General features: G+C 39.0%; 26 protein-coding genes and 1 other RNA gene. 14 read left to right on the top strand and 13 right to left on the bottom strand.

All coding sequences use genetic code 11. The features are described from left to right. Positions 1 to 249: 249 nt before the first annotated feature. Both KME09_14670 and KME09_14665 read left to right on the top strand, forming a co-directional pair. The gene (locus KME09_14670; protein MBW4535175.1) at positions 250 to 591 is read left to right on the top strand and encodes a type II toxin-antitoxin system RelE/ParE family toxin; all 342 of its coding nucleotides are present in this window, start codon (positions 250 to 252) and stop codon (positions 589 to 591) included. Between the two features lie 2 nt (positions 592 to 593). After that, positions 594 to 905, top strand: a complete 312-nt coding sequence (locus KME09_14665) for a helix-turn-helix domain-containing protein (protein MBW4535174.1) — start codon at positions 594 to 596, stop codon at positions 903 to 905. A 91-nt stretch (positions 906 to 996) separates the two neighbouring features. Here the strand turns inward: KME09_14665 and KME09_14660 are convergent, their stop codons facing one another. Both KME09_14660 and KME09_14655 read right to left on the bottom strand, forming a co-directional pair. After that, positions 997 to 1,629, bottom strand: a complete 633-nt coding sequence (locus tag KME09_14660; protein MBW4535173.1) for a cobalt-precorrin-8X methylmutase — start codon at positions 1,627 to 1,629, stop codon at positions 997 to 999. Between the two features lie 24 nt (positions 1,630 to 1,653). Then, on the bottom strand, positions 1,654 to 2,427 hold the full coding sequence (locus tag KME09_14655; GenBank protein MBW4535172.1) for a DUF1868 domain-containing protein: 774 nt from the start codon (positions 2,425 to 2,427) through the stop codon (positions 1,654 to 1,656). A 513-nt stretch (positions 2,428 to 2,940) separates the two neighbouring features. Here KME09_14655 and KME09_14650 point away from each other — a divergent pair. The 3 genes from KME09_14650 to KME09_14640 all read left to right on the top strand — a co-directional run bounded on the left by KME09_14650 (position 2,941) and on the right by KME09_14640 (position 5,320). Further along, positions 2,941 to 3,594 carry a hypothetical protein gene (locus KME09_14650; protein MBW4535171.1) on the top strand — a complete coding sequence of 218 codons (654 nt, stop codon included), beginning with the start codon at positions 2,941 to 2,943 and terminating at the stop codon, positions 3,592 to 3,594. A 34-nt stretch (positions 3,595 to 3,628) separates the two neighbouring features. Then, on the top strand, positions 3,629 to 4,444 hold the full coding sequence (locus KME09_14645; GenBank protein MBW4535170.1) for a hypothetical protein: 816 nt from the start codon (positions 3,629 to 3,631) through the stop codon (positions 4,442 to 4,444). Between the two features lie 213 nt (positions 4,445 to 4,657). After that, positions 4,658 to 5,320 (top strand): hypothetical protein, encoded by a 663-nt coding sequence (locus KME09_14640; protein MBW4535169.1) that lies wholly within the window; start codon positions 4,658 to 4,660, stop codon positions 5,318 to 5,320. Positions 5,321 to 5,367: 47 nt separating this feature from the next. On the opposite strand, the gene KME09_14635 is transcribed toward KME09_14640, so the two are convergent. Both KME09_14635 and ssrS read right to left on the bottom strand, forming a co-directional pair. Beyond that, a complete protein-coding gene (locus tag KME09_14635) occupies positions 5,368 to 6,645 on the bottom strand; it encodes an insulinase family protein (protein MBW4535168.1) in 1,278 nt (425 codons plus the stop codon). 135 nt (positions 6,646 to 6,780) lie between these two features. Beyond that, positions 6,781 to 6,964, bottom strand: a non-coding RNA gene (ssrS, locus tag KME09_14630) — 6S RNA. Positions 6,965 to 7,162: 198 nt separating this feature from the next. Between ssrS and KME09_14625 the strand changes: the two genes are divergently transcribed. Next, positions 7,163 to 8,092 (top strand): NAD(+) kinase, encoded by a 930-nt coding sequence (locus KME09_14625; GenBank protein MBW4535167.1) that lies wholly within the window; start codon positions 7,163 to 7,165, stop codon positions 8,090 to 8,092. A gap of 167 nt (positions 8,093 to 8,259) precedes the next feature. Beyond that, positions 8,260 to 9,990: a mechanosensitive ion channel gene (locus KME09_14620; protein MBW4535166.1), complete on the top strand. Its 1,731-nt coding sequence runs from the start codon at positions 8,260 to 8,262 to the stop codon at positions 9,988 to 9,990. Positions 9,991 to 9,997: 7 nt separating this feature from the next. On the opposite strand, the gene KME09_14615 is transcribed toward KME09_14620, so the two are convergent. After that, positions 9,998 to 10,276 carry a TatA/E family twin arginine-targeting protein translocase gene (locus tag KME09_14615; protein ID MBW4535165.1) on the bottom strand — a complete coding sequence of 93 codons (279 nt, stop codon included), beginning with the start codon at positions 10,274 to 10,276 and terminating at the stop codon, positions 9,998 to 10,000. A 116-nt stretch (positions 10,277 to 10,392) separates the two neighbouring features. Further along, positions 10,393 to 10,596, bottom strand: coding sequence for a photosystem II reaction center protein PsbH (psbH, locus tag KME09_14610; GenBank protein MBW4535164.1), 204 nt, complete (start codon positions 10,594 to 10,596; stop codon positions 10,393 to 10,395). 85 nt (positions 10,597 to 10,681) lie between these two features. Between psbH and psbN the strand changes: the two genes are divergently transcribed. Continuing rightward, positions 10,682 to 10,813, top strand: coding sequence for a photosystem II reaction center protein PsbN (psbN, locus tag KME09_14605; protein MBW4535163.1), 132 nt, complete (start codon positions 10,682 to 10,684; stop codon positions 10,811 to 10,813). 113 nt (positions 10,814 to 10,926) lie between these two features. Here psbN and KME09_14600 read toward each other — a convergent pair whose 3' ends face one another. The 5 genes from KME09_14600 to KME09_14580 all read right to left on the bottom strand — a co-directional run bounded on the left by KME09_14600 (position 10,927) and on the right by KME09_14580 (position 16,696). Continuing rightward, on the bottom strand, positions 10,927 to 11,985 hold the full coding sequence (locus KME09_14600; protein MBW4535162.1) for a hypothetical protein: 1,059 nt from the start codon (positions 11,983 to 11,985) through the stop codon (positions 10,927 to 10,929). Positions 11,986 to 12,145: 160 nt separating this feature from the next. Beyond that, positions 12,146 to 13,045: an alpha/beta fold hydrolase gene (locus KME09_14595; GenBank protein MBW4535161.1), complete on the bottom strand. Its 900-nt coding sequence runs from the start codon at positions 13,043 to 13,045 to the stop codon at positions 12,146 to 12,148. A gap of 118 nt (positions 13,046 to 13,163) precedes the next feature. Further along, the gene (locus KME09_14590; GenBank protein MBW4535160.1) at positions 13,164 to 15,005 is read right to left on the bottom strand and encodes an ABC transporter ATP-binding protein; all 1,842 of its coding nucleotides are present in this window, start codon (positions 15,003 to 15,005) and stop codon (positions 13,164 to 13,166) included. A gap of 310 nt (positions 15,006 to 15,315) precedes the next feature. Continuing rightward, the gene (locus KME09_14585; GenBank protein ID MBW4535159.1) at positions 15,316 to 15,921 is read right to left on the bottom strand and encodes a UbiX family flavin prenyltransferase; all 606 of its coding nucleotides are present in this window, start codon (positions 15,919 to 15,921) and stop codon (positions 15,316 to 15,318) included. A 22-nt stretch (positions 15,922 to 15,943) separates the two neighbouring features. After that, the gene (locus tag KME09_14580; GenBank protein MBW4535158.1) at positions 15,944 to 16,696 is read right to left on the bottom strand and encodes a HEAT repeat domain-containing protein; all 753 of its coding nucleotides are present in this window, start codon (positions 16,694 to 16,696) and stop codon (positions 15,944 to 15,946) included. A 363-nt stretch (positions 16,697 to 17,059) separates the two neighbouring features. Between KME09_14580 and KME09_14575 the strand changes: the two genes are divergently transcribed. The 3 genes from KME09_14575 (at position 17,060) to KME09_14565 (ending at position 19,898) form a co-directional block, all read left to right on the top strand. Then, positions 17,060 to 18,250 (top strand): MFS transporter, encoded by a 1,191-nt coding sequence (locus tag KME09_14575; protein MBW4535157.1) that lies wholly within the window; start codon positions 17,060 to 17,062, stop codon positions 18,248 to 18,250. Positions 18,251 to 18,393: 143 nt separating this feature from the next. After that, complete coding sequence (locus KME09_14570) at positions 18,394 to 19,197, top strand: class I SAM-dependent methyltransferase (protein ID MBW4535156.1); 804 nt, start codon at positions 18,394 to 18,396, stop codon at positions 19,195 to 19,197. A 17-nt stretch (positions 19,198 to 19,214) separates the two neighbouring features. Further along, positions 19,215 to 19,898, top strand: a complete 684-nt coding sequence (locus KME09_14565; protein ID MBW4535155.1) for an HAD family phosphatase — start codon at positions 19,215 to 19,217, stop codon at positions 19,896 to 19,898. Between the two features lie 32 nt (positions 19,899 to 19,930). Here the strand turns inward: KME09_14565 and KME09_14560 are convergent, their stop codons facing one another. Beyond that, on the bottom strand, positions 19,931 to 20,575 hold the full coding sequence (locus KME09_14560) for an acyloxyacyl hydrolase (GenBank protein ID MBW4535154.1): 645 nt from the start codon (positions 20,573 to 20,575) through the stop codon (positions 19,931 to 19,933). A 331-nt stretch (positions 20,576 to 20,906) separates the two neighbouring features. Here KME09_14560 and KME09_14555 point away from each other — a divergent pair, with 331 nt between their 5' ends. Further along, positions 20,907 to 22,598: a glycosyltransferase family 39 protein gene (locus KME09_14555; GenBank protein ID MBW4535153.1), complete on the top strand. Its 1,692-nt coding sequence runs from the start codon at positions 20,907 to 20,909 to the stop codon at positions 22,596 to 22,598. A 15-nt stretch (positions 22,599 to 22,613) separates the two neighbouring features. Then, a complete protein-coding gene (locus KME09_14550; protein ID MBW4535152.1) occupies positions 22,614 to 23,837 on the top strand; it encodes a glycosyltransferase in 1,224 nt (407 codons plus the stop codon). A gap of 220 nt (positions 23,838 to 24,057) precedes the next feature. Here KME09_14550 and KME09_14545 read toward each other — a convergent pair whose 3' ends face one another. Continuing rightward, complete coding sequence (locus KME09_14545) at positions 24,058 to 24,252, bottom strand: type II toxin-antitoxin system VapB family antitoxin (protein ID MBW4535151.1); 195 nt, start codon at positions 24,250 to 24,252, stop codon at positions 24,058 to 24,060. Positions 24,253 to 24,564: 312 nt separating this feature from the next. On the opposite strand from KME09_14545, the gene KME09_14540 reads away from it, so the two are divergent. Next, the gene (locus KME09_14540; GenBank protein MBW4535150.1) at positions 24,565 to 26,454 is read left to right on the top strand and encodes a fatty acyl-AMP ligase; all 1,890 of its coding nucleotides are present in this window, start codon (positions 24,565 to 24,567) and stop codon (positions 26,452 to 26,454) included. Positions 26,455 to 26,583 lie beyond the last annotated feature (129 nt).

Raw genomic sequence — 26,583 nt, 5'->3', positions numbered from 1 at the left:
ATACTTTGTCCCTAGACCATAATTGCACCATACGCTTATTACGCCGATCCAGAACAACCTGAGTAGAGCGATCCGAAGGCTAGGCGAAGCCTAATCGCTTTTAATATATATACAAAACTTTTAACAAAAATAAATACCACTTGAAAGATGGCGATCGCCTAATGACAAAAACCAGTGATTGAGCGTAGCCTATGCTGATACAATTAATTTTGTCACATATATATGACAAAATCAGCAAATGAATGAAAAGTGGAAAGTCAACTTTGGACAATCTTTAAATATGTGACAGATGAGGGGGTGTGTCCTTTTGATGAATGGTTTGAGACACTTAATACAAAGATACAAGCTCGTATTGATGTACGTCTCGACCGGGTAAGTCTCGGTAACTTTGGTGATAGCAAAAGTTTAGGAAATGGTATCTATGAACTTAGATTACATTTTGGCGGAGGATATCGAGTTTACTACGCAATATCGGGGAAAAAGATGATTTTATTGTTAGCGGGAGGGGCAAAGAAAACTCAAAGCAAAGATATAAAAACATCTCTTAGGTACTGGAAAAAATACCAAGAAGAACAAAAAGAGGTTAACTAAAAATGCCGACAAAAGACTATAAAACAGATTTACTAGAAAGATTAAGCAACTCAAATTATGCAGCGGTCTATTTAAAAGCTGCTTTGGATGAAACATTATTAGATGGAAATACAGAAGCATTTTTATTGGCGTTAAAAAATGTAGTGGAAGCCAAAGGTTCGACTCAAGCGATCGCCAATGAATCTAAGATATCAAGACAGCACCTTTATCGGATTCTAAGCGGAGATGGAAATCCAACATTAGATACATTAACCTCGATATTACAGGCAGTAGGTTTAACAATTGATTTCAAACCTGTATCAGTAGAAGAATAGAGCAGCTAATGCTTTATTAAAAACTTATGTACAACCGCGTTTAGTGTGGAAATATGTCTTGATTAATCTCAGTTTTAGTTAAACTTATAGCTTATAACTTATAGCTAGGAGCATTGCTCCTTTCTGCTGCCAAAATTAACAAGGCATTGAGTATGGAAGCTGCTGCGGGAGAACCACCTTTTCTGCCCTCTATGGTGATGTATGGCACATCTAGCCTAATTAAGGCTTGTTTTGATTCAATCACGGAAACAAAGCCCACAGGGACACCAATAACTAGCGCTGGTTTGATTGGAGAATGAGTTAACTGTTCGCATAAAGCTAATAGTGCTGTCGGCGCATTGCCAATTAAATAAATAGCTTGGGGATATTTTGACCAACACCGCAGCATCCCTGTTTCGGTTCTGGTTTTTCCCGCTTGGGCTATTTCTACTTGCTCCACTGCACTAATAATGGGATTGTTAAATGTTTTACTCACCAAGCTAGTGATGCCCTGTTTAACCATCGTTACATCCGTCACAATCGGTATGCCCTGCTGTAGATTTTGGATGCCAGCAGCGATCGCTCCCGAACTAAAGCGTAAGAGATTGAGATACTCAAAGTCTGCCGTAGCATGAATTACACGGCGAGCAAGGGCATATTCTTGGAGATTGAGTTTATGTTCTCCTACCTCGCGGTCAATAATCGCGAAGCTTTGTTCGACAATCGGATGATTCAGCTTACTCAATTTCTTTACTTGGTCGAACTTACGTTAATCAAAGTTAACTACTGCCCAATCTGCTTCACGTTTATAGTGAATCATATCTTCAAACTTTCTTAACTCTGCCTTTTGGAGGGTAAACTCTGGTAGCTCACTTTCTACCAGTCGGTCATTAATTTGCGACATAACAATACAAAGGCGATCGCGATTTAAACTGTCGGGGATACTATCAAAATATCCCAAAGTAATATGTGCCGTTAAATCGTACTGTTGCTCAACACCCAAGCCAACTATTCCTGGATTCTGATACAAGGCGCGACGCAGCTTAATAACTGATTGATAGCTAGTTTGATCTTTTGGCACTAAGCAAGCCATAATAGCTCTTGGTCTGGCGATTACGCCCCACAACTGCCAAGAGATTGATTGATGATCCGACTCCGCCTGATACTCATCGATACTAGCTGCTACCTGCTGCTGCAATTCTCGATCAAAATTAGGGTTTGCTTTAACTACTTGACGATAGCTTTCATCCCAAATCAAATCGGCTAGAGTGAAATGAAAACTGGCAGTGGGTAGAGGAATAAAGAAATCTTGCCCCAAATTGTCAAACAACTGTCTCTGTAAAGTTTCCAACTGCTGATAGAATTGCTGGTTAACAGTATCTTCTCCTGCGGGAGGGGTAATCACACTGTAGCCAGGAAATGAGACAGGTTTACCATCGACAAATTTAGGTGATTGCTGAATACCTTGAAGCTGCAAGGCACAGGCGCTCGGTAAGGTTAACCGCGCAACTCGATTGATGTATTCTTGATATGATTCGTCCAACCTAACTTACCTCTGATTTAATTGAATTCGATTAATGACCTGGCATTAGCGCTCGATTTCCTTTCTTATTGTGCCGTCTTTGCTAAAAAATTTCAGTCAAATTTTTGGGGATTAGCTTTAGTAGTCTGTTTATTATGTCTGAATTCTGGAGTAGACTGCACACAAAAAGCACCGTCAAGTTTAACGATGCTCTTTAGATACTAGCGATAGAAGACTAGCTGAATTAAATAATGTTGAACTTACGTAAACCTAAATATAAACCAGAAGCAATTCCTGTATACAAACCGATGATTAGTAAAAATGCGATCGCGCCACCCATTGAAGATCTCCTCTAAAATTTGGTTTTTTATGATTAATTATTTGTTATTTTACCCGATCGTCTGAAATTCACGGATTATTTTTTGGCTTATGGCTTCAAGCTTAAAACCAAGATTAAGTTGCTAACCCATCAGTTTTGAAGTTATACCTGATGTTAAGTTGGTTAATTTTAATTTTTAAATCACTGATTAAGAGATGAAATATACAGACCTGCAACGAAGATTAAAGCAATATCAGGTCGCAGGGTTAGTTACGGTTAAATTAAATTCTGCTTTGTCGGTTTTGGAGACGGAGTATCAACGCTGCTTGCAGTTAGGATTGTCTCAAAGTGACTTGGAAAGACTGGCTGCAATTAAGAATTATGACTATTTAGAGCTTATTTCTAGTTTAGAGATTCAGGCTCATCCCGATCGCTTTCCGCTACGCATTATTAAAGCTAAAACCTATGATTTGGGACAGGTTGACAGTCTGAGGGAATTGAAATTGGCTTTTCCGATCTTTAAACACGATCAGTACGACTTTCGCACCAAAATCTCTTGGTCGCAATGTGCTTGCGCGATCGACAATTTGACTAAAGATTCTCAAGAATTTGCCAAGTTTAAACAGGAAGTTGAAGCTTTGATTTTGGCAATTCACCAGCAAAATTATCATCAGCTTACAGGTAGTACAGCCGTAGAAGAAGCTTATGACGATTTATCAAGCTATATTAGCTGGTGGAAAGGAGCGCAGTGGGAGTACACTTTGGCAACTCAGGCTACTACTTTAGATCTTCTGAAACGAGCTTGGTTAGAACAGTTTTTAGCTCAACATGAATTAAGCCAACTGCTTAAATATAGCCCCATTGAATAAGCCAATTGAAGATTCCAATTTATTATTAGCTACTATGATCGATTCCACTATAGAAAAACAAAATAGCCTACAAATAATTGTTCAAACTTGGCAAGATCAGATTATCTGTTTCTCTCCACAAGGTGAAGGATATAGTGCTTACTTGGTCGATTCTAGAGATGGTAGGCTAGTTAATTATATTCGTGCCAGCTGTGATGAATTACGCCACTTGGGAACTAACTATCATTCAATTTTAAATAAAATTAAAGAGCAGTATTATGGCTATTTGAAAGAAGCAATTTTGAATAGTGTTAAATACGAAGCAACCAGAAGAGTAGTGCGCAAACAACACCAATGGATTCAATCTAGTTATCAAGCATTAATTGAACATAAAAACTTAACTGTGGAACAACAGTCATCAGAAATTGACGCTCTCAAACAGATTATTATTGAACAAAACCAAGCAATAGCCGCAATTAAAACCGAGTGCCAAGGACAGTTAGCAGCAATTTCTACAAATATTCTATTAAAGCAAAAAGAAGCAGAGATTGAGCAAAAAAATCGCCAGATCGCGCAATTAAATCAACAGCTACAACAATGCGATCGCGAAATTAAAACCCTGAAATCAGAATTGAATCAAGGTTTACAGGAACTAAAACTTAAATATAAAGGATTAATTACTCAGTTTGTTAAGAGTTGCACTAATAAACAACAGGTTGATAGTCAAAATAAAAGCTTACAGGCTTGTAAAAATATTTTTATCAAAGCTCAAAATAAAATTAATTTATTACAAAGCGATCGCCAATTACTCGCACAACAGAACATTGAACTTCAAGACAAAATTAAGCTGCTGAGAATTAAATGTAGTTGAGAAGCAAAATGTTTCTTTGATTTGCTGTATTTATTTACTGTATTTACAGTGGCGGTTTTCTAGTTTGCTTGTTAAAACTGACGTGACTTTAATAGCGCATAATTTAACTAAATATAATCAATGGTTGTTGTTGCTATGGTCTAACTAACTGATATTGATTTTTTTATTTAGTCTCGGTTTATTACTACCAATTATTAAGTAATTTAAAGACAAATGAGTATTAATACCCAACAATTTTCGTTAGAGGAAGTAATTCAAAGTTGGAAAGATCGGATTGTCTGTCATCCACCCCAAGGAGTTGGTGCAGAAGCCTATATTATTAATTCTACTACAGGCGATCGCGTTAAATATATTGAAGCTAACTGTGATAGTTTGCGCCACAACGCAACCAACTATGACAGGCTACTAATTGATATTAAAGGTAAACACAAAGGAATTTATAAAGAAGCAGTTTTAAATACAATTAAATACGAAGCAACTAGACGAGCTTTTAAGGCGCAACATGATTGGATTCATGATAGCTATCAAGGATTAATTAAGCAAGTTAAAACTAATAATTTTGATCGGCAAATGCTAGTTAAAATTGAATGCTTAAACAAAATGGTGGCAACACGCGATCGCGAATTAAAACAGCTTAAGTCTCAATGTAAAGGTGGCTTGAAAGATCTACAAACGGCGTATAATAAGCTTCAACGTCAGTATCAACAAGAAGTGAAGCGACGGGAAAAATTGGGAGCTAGTAATAGAAGTTTAGGTGCTTATAAAGGTCATTTTCATAGAGCGCAAAAGAAATTGGCAATCTTAAAAACTGAAAATAAAGATTTGCAAAATCAAGTAAATTTACTAGAATTCAAAGCCAGAAAGGCTAATTACTGATTATTTGCGACGCGACCCTAAAGGTTTATACTACGTAACGTCAGTTACTAATTGCCTGGTTTTAAAACTGTAACAGCATAATGTTCAGGAGATAGATAGCGTTGAGCGATCGCCTGTAATTGTTCTGGCTGTAGCTGCGCGATCATCTGGGGATATAGTGCAGAGTGCGCTGCGGTTGCCACAATATTATAAAAGCCGTAGATGCTGGCTAGTTGACTAGGGGTTTCGGTAGAAAAGATATAGTCATTAATTAACTGACGCTTGGCGCTGGCAATTTCGGCTGCGGGAATCAAATGATGGTGTAATTGACTTAGGCGATCGCAAATCATCTGTTCTACCATCGCCAGATGTTCCGTTTCTAGCAACGCACCGATAGAAAATAGACTAGAATCTCTTTGCAGAGATAAACTACAGTCAATATCCATCACTACCTGTCTTTCTTCCCGTAATTCCCTAACCAAGCCTGAACTACGTCCTCCTGTCAAAATCAGCGCAATTAAATCCAGGGCGATCGCTTCTGATAAAGACTCTGAACCAGGGCAAATCCAAGCCATCAATAACCGTGACTGTTCGATCCTGGGTAGATATAACTCTTGACGACGAATACTAACTACAGGAGGTTCTACGGCAATCCTGCTGGGAGGACATTCAGAACGCACGCTAAACTGGCTAAAGTTCTCATTCACCAAAGCTAAAGCTCGTTCCTGCTCAATTCCCCCCACAATAACGATGGTCATGTTTTCTGGTTGATAATAGGTGCGATGAAAACAGCGCATCTGGTTTGGAGTATGCTCCAGTAATAATTCTTTTTCCCCTAGAATAGAACGTCGGTAAGGATGATGCTCATAAGCATTTTGACACAGTGCTTGATAGCCAATAAAATCAGGATCGTCATGACTAGAATGAATTTCTTCAATCACAACTTCTCGTTCACGGATAAACTCATCATCTGGAATATTCGCCCGTAATAATATATCTGTTAAACAGGGCAATGTCTGCTCAAAATGAGTTGCTGCGGTAGTCAGATAAAAGTGGGCATAATCATAGCTGGTAGCTGCATTAGCTATTCCCCCCGTACTCTCAATCAGCCAGTCAAACTCCCCAACCATCACGTTGGGAGAACCTTTAAAGATCATATGTTCCAAAAAATGGGCCATTCCCGACCAAGCTTCTGGTTCAGCGATCGCTCCTGCTTTAACCCAAATATCTGAAACCACCACTGGGGTTGCAGGCAAATACTGATGAATGATTGTCAATCCATTACTCAACTGAAAAGTATTGGCGTTGAACTGAACTTGAGCCAAGGATTGAGATAATTTTTGCACTTTTTAGCCATACTCCCAATAATATAGCTAAATCATAACCCCTAGAAGAATGTCTTTCTTGTTACATTTTTAACAGAAATATAAATATGTCTGGCAATTTAAGCTTTTATTTATATTCTGGCGATAGTTAAAAGGTAGCATACCGCCGCGCCGTTTTACCTTAGTTTATGACCTGGCGTTCCAGGGTGGGAATTGGCTGCCTCTGTTTCCATTTCCGAGTCAAAGCTCGGTATACTTCCACAAAAACTTATGCTACTCCCTCATAAATCAAGCATAGATCAATAAACTTGTTAGGTAGTCACCAACGCGGTAGTAGTACTTCTATCTATGATAGTAAGTTTTTCAAATTTAGCAAGAGGGACTTTTCAATGAACAATGTAGGGTGGGCATCGCAAAGAATCAGAATAAAGACCGATTACTTAAGATAATGCCCACCAGTTGATCAGTAATCAGTAATTACTAATCAGTAAAGTAATAGGATGAGAAGAATGATTGTTCTATCTGTCTGGTAAATATAGTGGATTTAAAGCATGTAATCATTGCTTATAAAGCAGGACATAAAATTAGTAAGCAGTGGGCAGAAAGATGCGCCAGGGAATTAGAGGCTCGTCAATGTCAGGTCATGATTGGGCCCAGTGGCATTAAAGATAATCCTTACCCAGTATTCTTGGCTTCTTCAACCGCTAACATCGATTTAGCACTTGTCCTGGGGGGAGATGGTACGATCTTAGCTGCTGCTAGACAGTTAGCCCCTGAAGGAATACCTATCCTCGCGGTAAATGTTGGCGGACATTTAGGATTTTTGACCGAACCCTTTGAATTGTTTCAGGATACAGAAGCAACTTGGGATCGTCTCCAGTCAGACCGCTATGCAGTTCAAAAACGGATGATGCTGCAAGCCCAAGTATACGAAGGGGAAAGAAATAACTTAAAGCCAGTCAGCGAAATATTTTATTGCTTAAATGAAATGTGTATCAAGCCCGCCAGCATCGATCGCATGCCCACTTCAGTCTTAGAATTGGAGGCAGATGGACAGGTTGTCGATCAATATAGTGGTGATGGCTTATTAGTTTCTACCCCGACGGGTTCTACTGGCTATACCGTGTCTGCTAATGGCCCGATCTTACACCCTGGTATGTGGGCGATCGCTGTTACCCCAATTTGTCCTTTAAGTCTCTCTGGTCGCCCTTTAGTTCTGCCTCCTGGCACGGTTGTTAGCGTCTTGCCTCTGGGAGACTACGAAGTTAATACTAAACTTTGGACTGATGGAGCCTTGGGTGCAACAATTTGGCCTGGTCAACGGGTGGTAATTAAGATGACTAACGCTCAGGCTCACTTTATTATCTTGCGCGAAAGTTACTCTTTTTATGAGACCCTGAGAGAAAAGCTACAGTGGGCAGGAACTATAGTTCATTACAAAAGTACAGAGCAAACTGCTCTTGAATAATCTTGATTGAGTAATAAGTTTTTTACCTACTACTTACTACCTTCTATAGCCCTACGTAACAACGTTAGGATATTTTTGAAATACTACTTCCTATTTCCTATTTCCTATTTCCTATTTCCTATTTCCTATTTCCTACAGTCTACCTTCGCGAATCAATGAGAGTATCAATGCAACTTAAAAAACTCTTACCAATTTTCTTAGCTATGGCTACTGCTGGGTTTATTCTAATTACCAATTTGCCTGGACTAAGCCAAACTAGCTATGGCCCTAGGGCGATCGAAGATCTGCCAATTCAAAGTAATCCGACTGTGCTTAAAGCTCCTGTTGTCATCGATGGTAGAGAGATTATTTCGGTCGGTAAAATTGGGAATACCCCAGCAGGAGAGAGAGTTGCACTGATTCGAGATGAACTACTCAAAGCAATTCGAGATGATGTTGTTCCCAAAGTAACCATTGAACAGCAAGGAGGGCTGCCTGTATTATATTTGGTTTATACTAAATCGCCCTCAAATTTAACCGATGATTCTGCTGAAGATCGACGCTATCTATTTACCGTAACTCAAGAAGATACAGTCGGCAGGAAGTCCAATCGGGAAACTGCTGAAGATTTTAAAATAGAAATAGAGGAGGCAATGGCGATCGCCAGAAAAGAAAGAACTCCAGCTTATCTTCAACGCCAGGGCCTAATTACCGTAGGACTAATTTTATTTGGTCTAGTTGTTAGCGGACTTTTAACTCAGCTACAAAGTTACCCCGTAAGAAGGGCGATTCAAAGAATCATTCCAGGATTACCCAGTAACAACAGTTCTCAACCATCTAACCTAACTACTTTATTTCGCCTTAAATTGGGTTTAGCCCAATTTTTACTTTGGACTACGCTGATTCTGTTTATTTTCCGTCTGTTTCCTGCTACTCGGCACTGGCTATATTTTCTCTTCAACTTAATTACTAGTTCTTTAGCGATATCCATCTTCAACCTGGGAGGCAAAGACTTTTCGATTATTCGCTTGCTAATCTTAATTGGCTTAATTATGGCTTCAATTTTTTTTAGCACCTATATGGCTAATTTGTTGCGCACTAATGTGCTAGATGCAACCAGAATGACCAGAGGTTCACAGGAAATTATCGCCATTATTACCAAATATGGTTTGATTTCTCTCAGCACCATCGTCTTACTTCAGGCAAACGGAATCGATCTTAGTTCCCTAGCCTTAATTGGTAGTGCGCTGGGTGTGGGTATCGGTTTTGGGTTTCAAGATATCGCCCGTAATTTTGCTAGCGGTATTGTCTTATTATTCGAGCGATCGATCCAGGTAGGGGATTTTATTCAGGTAGGAGAACATTTGGGAATTGTCGAAGAAGTTAGAACTCGGAGTATTATCTTGAAAACCCTAGACCGTATTTCAATTATCGTTCCCAATTCTCGTTTGCTAAGTGATGAAGTAATCAACTGGAATCATCGTCACAGCGTTGTTCGCCTCCATTTACCGATTGGGGTAGCCTATGGTTCTGATGTCCAAAAAGTTAAATCGGCTCTATTGCAGGCTGCCTCAGAACATCTAGAAGTGTTACACAATCCAGCTCCGCAAGTATTTTTTATAGGTTTTGGCGATAGTTCTCTTGATTTTGAGCTGCTTGTTTGGACAGCCGATCCTAGTCGTCAAGCACCATTAATGAGTGATTTATGTTTTCGGATTGAAGAAATTTTCCAAGCACAAAAAATTGATATTCCCTTTCCGCAACGAGATATTAACCTCAAGCTGGGGGATACACCAATTAAGCTGCCACCTCAATTAGAAGGACATTTACTTACCCTGTTAAAAGGATTAATTACTCAACAATATAATGGGAAAGGGACTAAAGACAATAGTTCGCCTCCATCCACTTCCAAGAATTGAGCAAGATTTAACCTAAAGCATCAGATTCACTAGGAGAGATACTTTCAGTCTCTGTTGATTTTTGCTCGCTGCTACCTTCGATTTGAGCATTCATGCTAATAGATTTCTCAATACTAGCTGCTTCCTTCTTAAATTCATTTTCAAATTCTTTGGATGCATCTTGGAAACTACGAAGAGTTTTGGCAACGCTGCGACCGATCTCAGGTAGTTTTTTCGGGCCAAATACTAGCAAGGCGACAATCGTAATTAGAGCCATTTCTGGTAACCCAATGCCAAAAATGTTCATAATCTTAATTTCCTCTAGGTTTGATAGATTAAATAATAGCTCAATCCTCAAACACATGAAGATCGAGCTGTGCTACAAATTAATTCAATGGTTAACACAAAAGTGTAATGCTTAGTCTAACGACTTAAGGTTCTCCAATCAACATCAATTCCTTCTAAGATCAAGGAGGAATTATAGAGTTGCAGAATAATCAATAGAAATACTAGAAATAGAGCCATAAATACGCCCATCAAGACAGTAGTTCCCCAACCAGGGGCAACCTTACCATATTCCGAATTTAAAGGCTTGAGAATATTTCCCAAACGAGTTTGCTGTGACATAAATCAAATAGTGATGTAATATCGGTTTTATTCGTAATCTTCTGTAATATTATAGAGTAATAGTAATCATAATTAATATTTACTTATGGAACCCGCAGTATTTTTAGGTGTCAGTCTTGGGACTGTTTTAGTTGCCATTACTGGATATTCAATCTACACAGCTTTTGGCCCTCCATCTGCTGATTTAGGCGATCCTTTTGAGGATCACGAAGATTAAAACAGCTCTAAGCTTTAAGATCTAAGCTGATAATAATTTATCGATTCAGCATCAAGTATAAAAAACTTGTCAGGAGTGAAGAAATTGCTCCTGACTTTTGAATTTAAGTTCGATTAAACAAAAACAAAATCATCCACACTTAAATCGGCTACATCTACCCCTGGTAAAATTGCTAAGTTTTCACAGTTAACAGCAATTACTGTACTAGTGTGATCTTGAGTAATACTAAGGTCATTGTAGCCGATGCCTAAACCGCCAATACCTATGATATCTGTACCATTATCAAAGTCGGTAATGGTGTTAGCCACGTCGGGAATTTCGCCTGAAGCAATCCAGAATTGATCTGCACCTTCTCCACCACTAATTGTATTATCGCCCCCTGAAGTAGTAAAAAAGCGATCGCCTCCTTCTGCGCCAAATAAACGATCTCCCGAGCCGAGAATTAGGGTGTCATTCCCATTACCAGCATAGATCCTGTTGTCACCTTCACTACCGTAAGCAGCATCAACTAGATCGTCAGAGTCTCCAGTAAAAATTAGTTGATTGCTACCTTTTACCTCGATCAGATCTGCTTCAATAGTTCCAAAAATGGGTGCAGAAGTATTATTAAGCGACGGTTTTGTAGTAATGCTGAGTCTGGGAAGGCTGACCGATTCAGGAACAGCTAATCCGCCAACTTCTTGTGCGCGAACAGCCAATCCGACAAAAGAATGATCTTCATCACTTACAGTTTGGAAAAACTCTGTAACGTCAAAAGTTAAGATATCCCCTGCCGAAGCTGAAGAAATGTCTAAGACAGTCAACAGCTCCCCTGACTGAAAATCAGATGCCTCAGCAATTCCATTGCCCACATATCCATAGACTCCAAGCTGATCGGGATTATCACCAGCCTCTACTCCTAAACCACTTACATCAAAAGTACTAATCTGAACTTCAAACACAGCTTGTTCAACTACTTCGCCAGCAGGAATTGATAAATTACTGAGGTCAAATTCCACAATTGCCGCCGATTCCCCTGTCGGGCCAAAAACTCCCTCTCCTGGAAGACCAAGAACTACAGTGTTAAACGTAGAAAATACTTCATCTCCTATTCCGTCGGGGCCAAAATCGATGACCTCAAAATCGACCTCTGGATCGGCAATTGTCAGTTTAGTAGTACCTAAGTTATTCATCCCAATTCAACCAAATAAAACCCTACTAATTTAGTCGTTTTTTAGCTGAATGAGTAGTGTGATTGCAATACTTCTAAGTTAGGGGGTTAGGGAGTTAGGGAGTTAGGGAGAAAATAAACCCATTACCCATTACTCATTACTCATTACCCGTTCTTACCCCTCAATTAACCTTTGACACACTACTAGATAGCCATTGAATAATCTGGGTATTTACCGCTTCGGGGTTTTCGTCGTGGGGACAATGACCTGCATTAGGAATAATTTGAAACTTTACATCAGGATTACTAGCTGCTAAATCTTGATATATTTTTGCTCCCGCTACGGGTGTCCAAGGATCTTTCTCTCCCCAAACTACTAATAAAGGGCGGTTCAAATTGGGTAATAATTCATCGGGAGTTTTGCCTGCGGGGGCGGTTAAAACCGAAGCAAAAACTTGCTGTGCGCCTGGATCGCAGGATGGTTGATAGAGCATTTCTACCAAGTCGTCTGTTACAGCCTGGCGATCGCGATAAACTTGATAAAGAGTACGGCGAATCTGGCTTTTACGTCGAATATTATTGAAAATTAAATTCCCTGTCACGGGGGAACTAATTAACTTGGCAAACCCGCCCATAACTAGACTTAATACAGGGTTGAGATCCCCTGGACGATGATTTAAGCCTCCTGCACAGTTAATCAATACGCCTCCTGCGGAAATCTCAGGATGGTTGGTGACTAGCATTAAGGCTAATAGTGCGCCAATGGAGTTGCCGACAAATACTGTGGGCTGGTTAATAAATTCTGTCCAGAAATCGGTAATTTGAGATTCCCAAAGTTCCAAGGTGTAATTTAAAGGTGCTTTATCTGAACCCCCAAAACCCAGTAGATCTAAGGCAAATACTTGATAACCAGCATCTGCCAAGACAGGAATATTCTTTTGCCAATGCCCAAGAGATGCCCCAAAGCCGTGAATTAACAGCAACGGTTTGCCTGATCCAGCAACAGTGTAGCGGATTTTATGACCTTGCCAATGCCAGTCTAACTCTGACAAACTATTTTTAACTACCGAATTTGTGATCACAGTTTTTTATATTTCGAGCTTTATCTATAGATCATACAAAAGTCATTAGCAACTTATCTACCTTCGATCTAATTAATCGATTCTTGGTGTCTATTTACTGTTTACTTAGATCGTAAATTTAGGCAAATTCTCCCGTAGGAATCGAATTAATTAACTTGCGCGTATAGTCTGTTTTTGGGCTGCGGTATATTTGCTCTGATGTGCCTATTTCTTCAATTTTTCCCTGATTCATGACAATAATGCGATCGCTCATAAATTTAACGACGCTGAGATCGTGGGAGATAAAGATATAGGTTAATCCCATCTCTGCCTGTAACTGTTTGAGCAGATTTAATACCTGTGCCTGCACTGAAACATCGAGGGCGGAAACAGACTCATCACAGATGATAAACTGGGGTTCTAAAGCTAAAGCCCTGGCAATACATACCCGTTGTCTTTGTCCGCCTGAAAACTCATGGGGATAGCGGTTTCTAAGATCGGGATTTAAACCCACCCGTTCTAAAAGTTCTGATACCTTTTTTTGGCGATCGCATTTTATTTTATGGACAACTAAGGGTTCGGCGATCGCTCTGCCAATATTAATGCGAGGATTAAGTGAGTTATAGGGATTTTGAAAGATAATCTGCATTTGTCGTCGCAGCGATCGCAATTTTTGGCTTCTGAGGGCTAGGTTAGTGATGTTATCGCCATCGAATACCACATCTCCTTCCATCGGTTGAATCAGGCGCAAGAGAGTTCTGGCTAAAGTAGATTTTCCGCACCCCGACTCACCAACTAAGCCTAAAGTTTCTCCAGGATAGACTTCAAAGGAGACGTTATTTACCGCCATGAGATATTTTTTAGTCTTGCCAAACATGCCCTTCATCGGGAAACCTACCCGTAACTGTTTAACCGACATTAAGGGTGATTGCTGCAAAAGCTGTTCTAATCTAGCTTGCTGTTCGGCTTCGGTAACAACCTGATTTAGTTTCTGACTAACATCGGTTTGCTTTTCTGTAATTTCAATCTCGCCATTTGAGGTAGTTGTCACCTCCATAAAATCAGTTACGGTAGGTAGAATCTGCAATCGACAGTCTAAACGAGGGCGACAGGCTAATAATCCCTTCGTATAAGGATGTTGAGGATTGCTAAAGACAGACTCAATTTGGCCCGCTTCTACCACCTTTCCTTGATACATTACCGCCACTGAATCAACTAATTCAGCAATCACCCCCAAGTCGTGAGTAATAAAAATCAACGCCATACCTCGTTCGTCGCAGAGATTACGCAGCAGATCTAAAATAGTCGCCTGCACTGTTACATCTAAGGCAGTTGTCGGTTCATCAGCAATTAAAACACTAGGATTACAAGAGATTGCCATGGCAATGGTAACTCGCTGCAATTGTCCCCCAGATAGTTCATGAGGATAGCGCTTGAGGATCGACTGCTTCTGCTGATTAATATAGCTAAATACTTCTTTGTCGCTATAGCTAGGATGCTCTTGCAGACACTGCTGTTGTAACGCCTCGTCACTGGGTAAAAGTTGAACTTCTTGTAAAAGAGCGATCGCTTTTCTTCTAGCATCTTGTGAAGATACCTTTTGGTGTAATAAGATCGCTTCCGTGATTTGAAACCCAATATCATAGACAGGATTCAATGCACTCATGGGTTCTTGGAAAATCATGGCGATTTCTCCTCCACGATAGCTTCTACGTTCAGCTTCATTTACCTGTAATAAATCTACTGCCGACTTACCCACAGAAGTAAACCAAATCTCACCCTGAGTAATCCTCCCAGGAGTGGGTACTAAACCCATAATGGCTAAGGATGTTACCGATTTACCCGAACCCGACTCACCAACAATGCCTAGTTTTTCTCCTTTTTTAAGCTGAAAGTTTAGCGACTCAACCGCCACGACAGGAGGAGTTGGAGTCGTAAATTGGACTTGTAGATGGCGAACATCAAGAACAGGTTCAGACATAATTTACAGGTTGAAGATCACAGCAGAGGGATGGAGATCTCCTTCGCCATTAATCTCCGATCCCTTCAACAAAATATTTAGGCAAAGGTTAACAGAATTTTAACCGATAGATTAATTAATTTTTTGGCGATCGCTTTGAGATGGATCTAAGTAGGTGGGTGTAATTAAATTGGAAATGAGGTTAGGGAGTAACAAGTAACGAGTAACGAGTAATATGCGAAGCGGTATCCTTTAGGACGAGTAACAAATAGCTCTAAGGGTAGGGGTTTGATCAATTATTTTGCCTACCTACTTAATCTGCTGTTTGCTATTAGCTACTCTTCCAACGTGACAAAGGAATACAGTCAATATCTAAAGTATCTAAAGTTCGAGCTACGACAAAATCAACTAAATCTTCAATTGTTTTGGGATGATGATACCAGGCGGGAATTGCTGGCACAATTTTTACTCCAGCTTCAGCAAGAGTGGTTAAATTGCGTAGATGAATCAAACTAAAGGGGGTTTCTCTGGGAACAACTACTAAAGGTTTTCCTTCCTTAATCTGCACATCTGCTGCTCTTTCTAGGAGATCTGAGCTTAAACCTGCTGCTATTTTGCCTACTGTACTCATGCTACAGGGAATAATCACCATCCCCAAAGTACGGAAAGAACCACTGGCAATGTTATCTCCCACATCACCCCAGCGATGACAGTTTAAGACACCTGTCTTAACTCCAGCTTGATCTCGCCAAAAAAGTTCTTGTTGATCGGGTTCTGCTGGCATCCGAATGTTTTGTTCTGCTTGCCAAACCATGTAGGTAGCACGAGAGGCCACTAGTTCAATCGTATAATCGGCAGCTAATAAGTATTTTAGAGCATGTACAGCATAGATTAGCCCTGAAGCACCGCTAACGCCAATAATCAAGGGTTTGGTCATGTAATATTAATATTGATGGTAATTAAATTAGTCCTTCAAATTCAAGTTCTTCGATCATCTGTAAACCACGAGGATCGCCGACTTTGAGAATAGCACTTCTTGCGTCATCTTTAACGCCATAATCATCATCTTCTACTAGAGACTCAATTAAAGCATCGATCGCCGTAGCGTAAACAACGTTAGAAGGTAGTTCGCGGCATAGTTGTCCAATTGCCCAAGCACAGTTACTGCGTACCGCTGCAACCCGATCTCTTCTTAATCCTTGAATTAGAGGAGGAATGGCTGCAATAATATCTTCGTAGTTTGCTGGAGCAATTTGAGCCAAACCACTGGCTGCCCATAGTCTGACGGCGGAAATATCGGTCTTAAGAGCATGAAGTAACGGCTGGAGAGCGCGTCGATCTTTGCTATTACCCAATGCCCACACTATTCCTTTACGGACATAGCCATTAAAGTCTGTCTCTAGTAATTCAATTAAAGGTTCAACAGCAGTAGAATCTGGATTGCGTCCTAAAGCATAGGCAGTGCTGACTCTAATTAGAGGACAGATATCCTTTAGCAGTTTAATTAAGATCGGAATGGAACGGCGATCTTCCAACTCACAAAATGCTCTGGCTGCTAGCATCCGATCTGAAGCGACGGCAGATTCTAACAACTTTAACATCCGCTCTGGATCTGGAGGTGGAATGTCGCCTACAGAGTTGGCTGAATCGATATTATCTAGAGGACTATTTAGTTCAGCTTCAATAAAACTTAGTTCATCATTTTTCATTATCACCCAGGGTCGCTCTATTATTATCTAATTGTTGGCAAGCTGTTAAAGTCTTTTATTTTACGTCTTTTTATCTTTACATCATACTATGTTGATTAAAGAAGTAATCGCATAAGGAGATCTGGTAATAATGGCAACAATTGCAGTTAACAATGAAGTTATTACCGTAATCGTTATTTTTTCCGTCGAATCGGAACGACAGCAGGAATTGATAGATGCGATCGCTTTTGTTAGTATTTTTTAGTTCAGTCACATCGTTATTCCCAAATTCAACCGCTAACTGTCAAACAATATTTAGAACCCGTTAAGCTTTAGAAAAAGCGATCGCTAAGATTGATGATCCGCAAAACTTCTTAAGCATAATCAATGAGCCTAACTAATTCCAATTCTTTACCACTCAAGGCAACTTTATTACTAACTAGTACTTTAACAGTAATGTCGGGAGCAACAATTGCCCCTTCACTACCCGCGATGCAGGAGTATTTTGCTGATGTACCCAATTCCGCGCTTTTAGTTCGTTTGGTATTGACTATCCCTGCGTTGTTTATCGCCATTGGAGGACTGTTTGCAGGTCAACTCGTAGATCGCCTTGGTCGCAAACCTTTATTAATTGGTTCGGCTTTACTTTATGGTATCGCTGGTAGTTCTGGTTTTATTTTGAATTCTTTGGGTGCAATTTTAGTTGGTCGTGCTTTATTAGGACTTTCTGTAGCGGGAATTATGACTGGGGTGACCACCTTGATTGCTGATTATTATACAGGTCAAACGCGGGCTAACTTTATGGGTTTGCAAGCAGCTTTTATGGGTTTGGGAGGGGTAGTATTTCTTTCAGTCGGCGGCTTTATTGCCGATCTTAACTGGCGCTTCCCTTTTCTAATTTATCTTTCAGCTTGGGCTATTTTAATCGCGATCGCTGTAACTATTTACGAACCTGAGCGTAAACTACTCAACCAAACATCTTCTTCTGCAATTAAGCCTACTATGCCCATCGGCGTGCTAGCTATGATTTATGGTGTTGCTTGGTTCTATATGGTGACGTTTTATTTAATTCCCGTACAGCTACCGTTTTATCTCCAAAATCTTAGTAATGCTTCTGCTACTGCTTCGGGGTTGGCGATCGCAGCCTCAACTTTAGCCAGTGCGATCGCTTCATTGCGCTATGGTTTTGTTAAAGAGCGTTTGGGTTTTGTCAGTATTGTAGTCATTGCTTTTGGGGTGGCAGCAGTAGGCTATTTAATTATTGGTATAGCTGGTAGTTATAACGTTGTTTTAATCGGTTTAATCATTGCTGGTTTTGGTTTTGGCTTATTAATGCCGAATCTTAATGTTTGGCTATCTAGCATCATTCCCGATGTTCTACGTGGTCGAGCTTTGGGCGGTTTAACGACCTTCTTTTTCTTAGGCCAGTTTTTATCTCCGCTAGTTTCTCAACCCATTACTAATGGGATTGGTTTGGCTAAAACCTACAGCTTTACAGGAGTTTGTTTACTGGTAGTGGCGATCGCTTTTTTAACACTCAGAAAACAAATTCAGTCTTTCTGTCAAAACTGTTATTAGAGCGACTAATCTTGATATTAAAGATCATGGCTTTATCAATGAGCAGTGAACATTGAACATTGAACAATAGGTTAGTATTAGAGCGTAATTGAACATTATTGCCTAAAATATAGAGGGAATAAACCCTGTTAATTACAAACTCAATGGCAACTGCTCAAGATACCTTGTGGGAAAAATTTATCCAACCTGTATTTGGTTTTTTAATCGATCGCGAGGCACTCAAAGAACTTTCTGATAGTATTGATTGGACGGAAGCTGGCGATCGCCTCAAAGATCCAGAGTTATTGTATCCTGAATATTATACTTCTCAGAATTTTCACGGTATTACTGGGGGTTATCTAACTTCGGGTGCAGCAGTAACCTACGATCCTGTGACTAAACATGCTCTACCGCCTAATGAAAATTGGAATCGCGAAGCAGTAATTAAAGCTATTACAGGAAATCCCCAGAAAATTCTTGACTTAGGCTGTGGTACTGGTTCAACTACAATCATGCTTAAGCAGGCTTTTTCCAGTGCTGAAGTTGTGGGGTTAGATTTATCGCCTCAAATGTTAACGATGTCTGAATACAAGGCGCAGCAGGCAGAGTTAGATATTAAGTGGGTTCATGGGTTGGCAGAGGCAACTAAGTTTGCTGATGCTGAGTTTGATGTTGTAACTGCTTCGTTATTGTTTCACGAAACTCCCACGGCTGTTGCCCAACAGATACTGCAAGAAGCTTATCGTTTGCTCAAGTCAGTCGGACAGATTATTATTCTGGATGGTCATCAAAAAACCCTACGTAACACTACTTGGCTTTCTGATATATTTGAAGAGCCTTATATTAAAGAGTATGCAGCAGGTAGTATTGATGCTTGGATGGGAAAGGCTGGTTTTAATCAGGTACTAACTGAAGATGTTTGGTGGACAAATCAGCTCACAACAGGAGTAAAATCGAGCAGTAATTAATATTTGATGTTTAATCTATGAGTCTTAAAGCAGTTTTTCTAGAGTTTAGTGGTGTAATTATTGATGATGAAGCGATCGATCAAGAATTAATTGCAGATATACTTCTAAGTGAAAACTTGCGGGCTGATGATGATGAATATACTCAATATTGTCGTGGTAAAAGCGATCGCGCCTGCTTAAAAACTATTTTAGCTAATCGGGGTCGCATTCTCGCCGATGAATATCTCAATAAACTGCTAAAAACTAAAGCCAAAGGCTATCGTGAAAAAGTCGAACAATTGCCAGAAATAACTTTACCTACAAATTTAACCCTGTTTCTCAGCCAGTTAAAAGAGCAAAACATAGCTGTCGGGTTAGTTACTGGTGCAACTCGCTCAGAAGTGGAATATGTTTTGGCAAAAGTTGAACTTGCTCCCTACTTTGATTTAATTGTGGCAGGTGATGATTTGGAATCGAGTAAACCAGAACCAGAACCTTATTTATTTGCTGTCTCAAAGCTCAACTTAAATCCGCAAGAATGTTTGGCAATTGAAAACAATCCAATTGGTATCACTTCTGCAAAGCGAGCGAAGATACAAGTAGTTGGGATCTCGAATCTTTATCCTCTACATATGTTACAGCGCCAAGCAAATTGGACAGTCGATGATTTTCTAGACATTGAACTAGATCGTGTAGATCGAGTACTCTCTCGCATTGCCTGATGCTCAATTGATTTTAATTTTGTCCAGCTATATTATCTGGGAAACTGCAACCCAACATAGCCCATAATGCTATCTCTACCAGGATTTGCTCCAAAGAAGTCGGCATGGGAGATATGATGCCAGCGTAAACCTAACATCAGTTGTCTTTGCTGTTTAAGTTTAATATTAACTCCCGCACCAGCTTGAGGCGTAAAGTTAAAGCTTGCCCCTTTGCTGGGAACATCGCTGGTAGTACCCATTACCCCTGCGCCACCATCAATAAATAATGACCAGTTGGATTTACGCAGGAAATGCCAGCGCATTAAAAGAGCGAGGTTTAAGCCTAAAGCATCATCATCAGGCTGACTAAAATAGATAGTGTTTAGTTCTAAATTGATGCTATGACCATCAAACAGAAATTTAGACAATCCAGCACCTGCTAAGGCAAAACGTTGAGGGAAAGCTTCTTCTCGATCTAGGGTGGTTGCTACTGCACCCTGAACATACCAGTGTTTTTGTCCTTTTGTGCCAAAAGTTGCTTCGGATTGTGTAGTCAGCTTAGGTGAATCAGTTCGATCTTTTTTTAGGGGAGATGCCTGTGGGGAAGCAGGCGATGTAATGACTGGTGAAATAGTTCGTTGTGGGGGTTCTACTTCCTGAGCAGATACTTTCAAAGGCGATCGCAAAATTGTCAACATTACCGCCAATATAAGTATTATACCGTAATAAATGTTATGTTTATGGGCTGTAGCTTGCTGTTCAGGAAATATTGGTGATGTTGGTGACATTATTTAACTTTGAAATTACGCTTGATAGTATTTTGGGGTTAATTAAGATACTTAATTAAATCTCATGCCTATTTTATGCCTTTGAATTAAAGACTAAAAACAAATTGATTTTTATATTTTATTTTTGCATTTTAATTAAAGGATTGTTATATCTTAGCCTTGTTGTTATTTGATGTCTTAAATGTCGCACAAAATTCACCAGCTAGTATTTAAGCCAGCTCCAGTTTTTAGTTTAATAACTGTGGTCTTATTGGGCCTTTTTTTTCGCTGGACAAATTTATCAGATCAGGTATTTTGGGTAGATGAAGTGGCTACGGCAGTTAGAGTTTCGGGATATACAATTGCCGAGGTTACTAGTGATTTGTTACAGCAAGATTTAGTTGAACGCGATACTTTGTTATTTTATCAAACTGTAACTTCACGAACTTTAAGTGATAGTTTAAATGCTTTAACTAAAAGTCCTGAACATGCTCCTCTTTACTTTTTACTCACTAGATTTTGGCTACAGTGGTGGGGAAATTCCCTAGGGATTCTACGGAGTCTTTCTGTCTGCTTTAGTTTGCTAATTTTGCCTTGTTTGTATTGGTTGTGTCAAGAATTATTTCAGCGCTCGCAGATTAGCTGGTTATCTGTTGGCATAATGAGTATTTCACCTTTTTATGTGGCATATGCTCAAGAAGCTCGTCCTTATAGTTTATGGACAGTGACTATTTTATTGATGGGAGCGAGTTTTTTTCGAGCTATAAGGTTAAATAGTAAATTGGCTTGGGCATTACATAGTTTTTGTTTAATCCTTGGCTTTTATACTTCTTTGTTTTCTCTTTATGTTGCCTTATTTCAAGGTTTATACTTGTTGTCTAATATAACTAAACAACAGTTAAGTATAATTAAGAATTATCTGCTCTCTTTAGTTATTGCTTTACTAGCTTTTACTCCTTGGATCTGGGTAATTATTAATCATTTAAATTTACTTCAGGATAACACTAGCTGGATGAGGGGCAATTTTAATCTTGGTGATATTATTGCAGTTTATATTGGAACGAATTTATTAATTTTTGGTGATCTACCACTATCAGAAAATTCTAATCCAGTTGAAATTGCTATAGCATTAGTAGTTATTGTGTTTTCTCTACTAGCTGTTATTAAACTCTATCGGCGTTGGCAGAATAAACTACTAAAGTTTAATTTGTTATTAGTAACTTCTAGCTTTATTTTCTTATTAACTAAATATATTTATTTAGATTGGACAACTATTATTGGAGCGTTAGTCGCTATTGGCATCTTAAGTTTATCAGCTTATTCTCTCTACTATCTAATTATCAAAACAAATCGCGATCGCTGGTTATATATTGTCTGTTTGATGCTTTCTTTGCCTCTACCTTTATTAGTTGCAGACATTATTAATCAAGGGCAAAGTTCCACTGCACCTAGATACTTAATCCCTCTACAGTTAGGTATATTAATTGCTGTAGCCTATACTGTAGCTAGTAAATTAGACTCTCAGCAGCCGAAATTCTGGCGATTAATTGTGATTGCATTTATATTATTAGGCATTTTTTCTAATATGCGTAATCTAAATGTATCGCCATTTTATCAAAAGGGAAGGAATATTAATAATCCTGCGATCGCTAAAATTATTAATAAAAGTAATTCTGCTTTAGTAGTAGTTGAATCAAGTGAAGCCATGGATGCAATATCTTTAGCCTATTCTTTAAGATCTGAAGTTAAATATAAGGTGATTACTAGCAAAGAGAATTTAACTTTGTACTTGAATAAATTTGAGCATGTCTTTTTGTTAAAGCCTTCTACGCAATTAAAACAAAGATTAAATCAAGAGCCACAAATTAAATTACAACAGGTATATAAATCTAAGGTGTTTAGTGCTAATGAATTTCCTCTAGACTTATGGAGTCTTGATCAAGTCAGAAATTAGGAGCGAGTTTAATTAATGAAGATTGCCATGATATGTTCGAGTTTTTTTCCTGTAATCGATGGTGTAACGATCGCCATTTTTAAAAGATTAGAACAGCTTAGTCTTTTAGGACATCAAGTAATCGTATTTTGTCCTGACTATAGCCCAATTAAACATTTTTATCCCGATCATCAACAATATACTGGTCAAATATTGCCTGGAATAGAAATAATTAGTTTACCTAGTAGTAAAGCGATCGCTTTAGATTTTGAACGAGATCTAACAGTTAAATCTTATCAAATTGTGCTGCAAAAGCTGGAACAGTTTAAACCCGATCTGATTCATGTTGATGAAGCGGAAAGATTAGGAATTTGTTTGCTTAAGTTACCTGGAGTTAAATATGCCCAGCAGCATCATATTCCTTATTTTGCCTGGTTTCATACTAATTATCTTGATTATTTTGATGACTATTTTAATTTACCCTTTGGTCTTAATCGGTTAGGCAAAAAGTGTTTAGGTTTAATTTTTGCTAAAATCTATAATTCTTACGACTATACTTTAGTATCAAGTTCAGTAACTACTCGTAAAATTAGACAGATAGGGATTAAAAATATAGCTTGTGCTGAATTATTAGGCTGCGATCTAAGTCAGTTTAATCAGATAAATAAAACTCCTAGTTTTTTTAAAGAACAATATAATCTAGCCGATTTAGAAAACAAAATTAAGCTAATTTTTATCGGACGATTAACTCCTGATAAAGGATGGTATTTTACTTTCAAAGCTTTAGCAAAATTATCTCCAGAAATCTTGAATAAAATAACAATTATCATTGCTGGAGATGGCCCACTTAAAACAAAGATTGAACAAACTTTAAAGCAGTTAACACCAGACGTTTATTTATTAGGCAGAATTCAACCTCAAGCCGTACCCAAACTATTAGTCAATGGTGATATATTAATTACAAATTCCGCCAAAGAAACTAAAGGCTTAACAGTAATTGAAGCTGCTGCTGCGGGAATACCAGCGATCGCACCTCGTGCAGGGGGAGTTATTGATACGATTGTAGATGGTGCAACAGGCTTTTTATATCAACCTCAAAACCCAGCAGATTTCATAGATAAATTGACTCTATTGATTTCTAATCACGATCTTCGTCACTCGATGGGAACAAAAGCTAAAGAACTGGCTCAACAATATAGTTGGCAGCAAACTGTTAATAATTTAATTGAAATTTGGTCGCAAAAAGTTACTAATAAATAAAAATACAGTAAGCAGGTGGATCAAATTAATTAAAAAATAATCTAGTAGGGAGTTAGGGGATTAGGGAATTAGGGAGTAGTGAACCCAGAAATTTATTTCTTGGCTTAAAATTAAAGTCCGTTTAAACGGACTTAATGTACTTAGACAGAGAATTTATTCTCTGGATATATGAGAATGAAATAGCCCTGAATTAGGGACAGATAAATAATGTCCAATAAAATTATTGATAGAGTCTCATTTTTTCAAGATCTGCTGACCATTTAAGTTTTCCTTTAAAGTTTTTAATTGTTTCCTGCTGTTTGAGTCTAATTAAAGTTTTTAGTCCCAATTCAATCACTTCTCGCTTAGTTGTTAAACCAGTTGCTTTAAGTGCATCAGCCATTAGCCGATCGTCAATTACAATATTAGTTCGCATCTTAATGTTTATGATTTATTTTATTGTTTACGTATTGTGCTTTAAACTAGACAAAAATTCCGTCTGTATCTCGGAGATTTATAGAAATTAAGATTAAATTTAACATTTTTCATACTAAATCCGATTCTTAAAAATAACTTTGTGGTAAGCAGTTTAATTCCGCTATTACCCATTACCCATTACCCATTATCTTTGCTCAACTTTTAAATGTTGTATCCCAACAGGATTTAGGATCATTTCGTAGATTTTCAGATTCTCTTAAACCCAGGTTATATTGATGGTTTAGTTTGCATTGAATAAATAGTAGTCATAATGTCTAGTCAGCGTGAGTCTAACATTGTCGAAATATTACAGCATCGAGCCATATCTCAGGGGAATAATCTGGCTTATATTTTTCTTCAGGATGGAGAGAGTAAGGAGACTAAACTAACTTATCAGGAATTAGATCTCAAAGCAAAAGCGATCGCCTTTGAATTACAACAGCTTGTTACTCCTGGTTCTAGAGCTTTACTGGTATATCCTTATAATGCAGGCTTGGAGTTTATTACGGCTTTTTTTGGCTGTCTCTATGCAGGAATTGTAGCCGTACCCTCTCATCCACCGAAAAATCGCTTGACGACGATAGAAGTGCAAACTCGTCTAGAATCTGCAAATGCAAAGGTGGTTCTAACTAACTCTAGTTCGTTTAATAAATTGAGAATACGGCTATCAGAGTGGGACAAAGCTGAGTTACCTTGCTTAAATACAGACAAGATTGAGTTACCAGCTGATGGTTGGACTTCACCCGAAATCACTGCTGATACCTTGGCTTTCTTACAATATACCTCTGGTTCGACGGGAGAACCCAAAGGAGTGATGATTACTCATGGGTGTCTGATGCAGAATCAGGAGATGCTGAAGCAGGCGTTTGGACATACTTCAGATTTAGTGGGGGTGGGTTGGTTACCGCTGTTTCACGACATGGGTTTGATTGGTAACGTGATCCAGCCAATATATGTAGGAGGGTATTGCGTGATGATGTCTCCCGTTAGTTTTGTCCAAAAGCCACTACGTTGGCTACAGGCAATTAGTAAGTATCAGGCGACTACCAGCGGTGCGCCAAATTTTGCCTATGATCTATTATGCGATCGCGTTACGACAGCAGAAGTGGCGCAATTAAACTTAAGTAGCTGGAAAGTAGCATTTTGTGGCGCTGAACCAGTGCAAACGACTACTTTAGACGAATTTAAGCTTAAATTTGCTAGTTGTGGCTTTAAATCAACTGCTTTCTATCCTTGCTACGGGATGGCGGAGGCGACTTTAATGATTACGGGGGGAGATCGAGCGCAGTATCCGCAAATAAAACATGTGGATGAAGTTGCTTTAGAACAAAACAAAGTAGTGATTGTCGATCAGTCTCAACCAGGAAAAAAAAGCTTAGGGACAAAGAGTTTTATTAGTGCGGGTTATCCTTGGCTAGATGGTCAGATTTTGATTGCCGATCCTCTCAGTTTAAAAGAATGTGAACCCGATCTTATTGGTGAAATCTGGTATTCAGGCTCTAATGTGGGACAAGGATATTGGCAGTTAAGCGAGCAAACACAACAAACTTTTCAGGCTAGTTGGCAGGGTAAACAGTATTTGCGTACTGGTGATCTAGGTTTTATTAGTGACGGTGAACTATATATTACTGGACGTTTGCACGATGTATTAGTATTTTGGGGACTTAATCACTATCCACAGCATATTGAGCAAACAATCGAACAGTCACACTTAGGATTAAAACCGAACAGTGGTGCTGCTTTTTCGGTTGAGGTAGAAGGGAAACCCCGCTTAATCGTTGCTCAGGAAATTGAACGCACCCATAGAAAATCCCTAGTAATGGATGAAGTGGTAGAAGCAATCCGTTGGCAGGTTTTTCAACAGCACTTTATTGATATCTACGGTATTGTTTTATTATTGCCAGGACGTATCCCAAAAACTTCGAGTGGCAAAGTACAGCGTGGTAAGTGCAAAGCAATGTATCTTGATGAAAGTTTAGAGATTTGGCAAGCATGGTATCACCAAGATGTCGCCAGTAGTGATGTGACTGGGTTATTCCAAAGATATACTAATCCTGTTACTTATCTTAAGATCTTATCGGCGATCGCGAAAGGAAAAATTCGACGAGGGTTACATTTGGTTGGTAATTTTAAGTCATTAAGATTTTTGGGTAATAGGTAATGGGTAATGGGTAATGGGTAATGGGTAATGGGTAATGGGTAATGGGTAATGGGTAATGGGTAATGGGTAATGGGTAATGGGTAATGGGTAATGGGTAATGGGTAATGGGTAATGGGTAATGGGTAATGG

The organism is Pleurocapsa minor HA4230-MV1 (assembly GCA_019359095.1).
Taxonomy (GTDB): Bacteria; Cyanobacteriota; Cyanobacteriia; order Cyanobacteriales; family Xenococcaceae; genus Waterburya; species Waterburya minor.
This window is presented reverse-complemented; position numbering and strand designations above follow the sequence as displayed.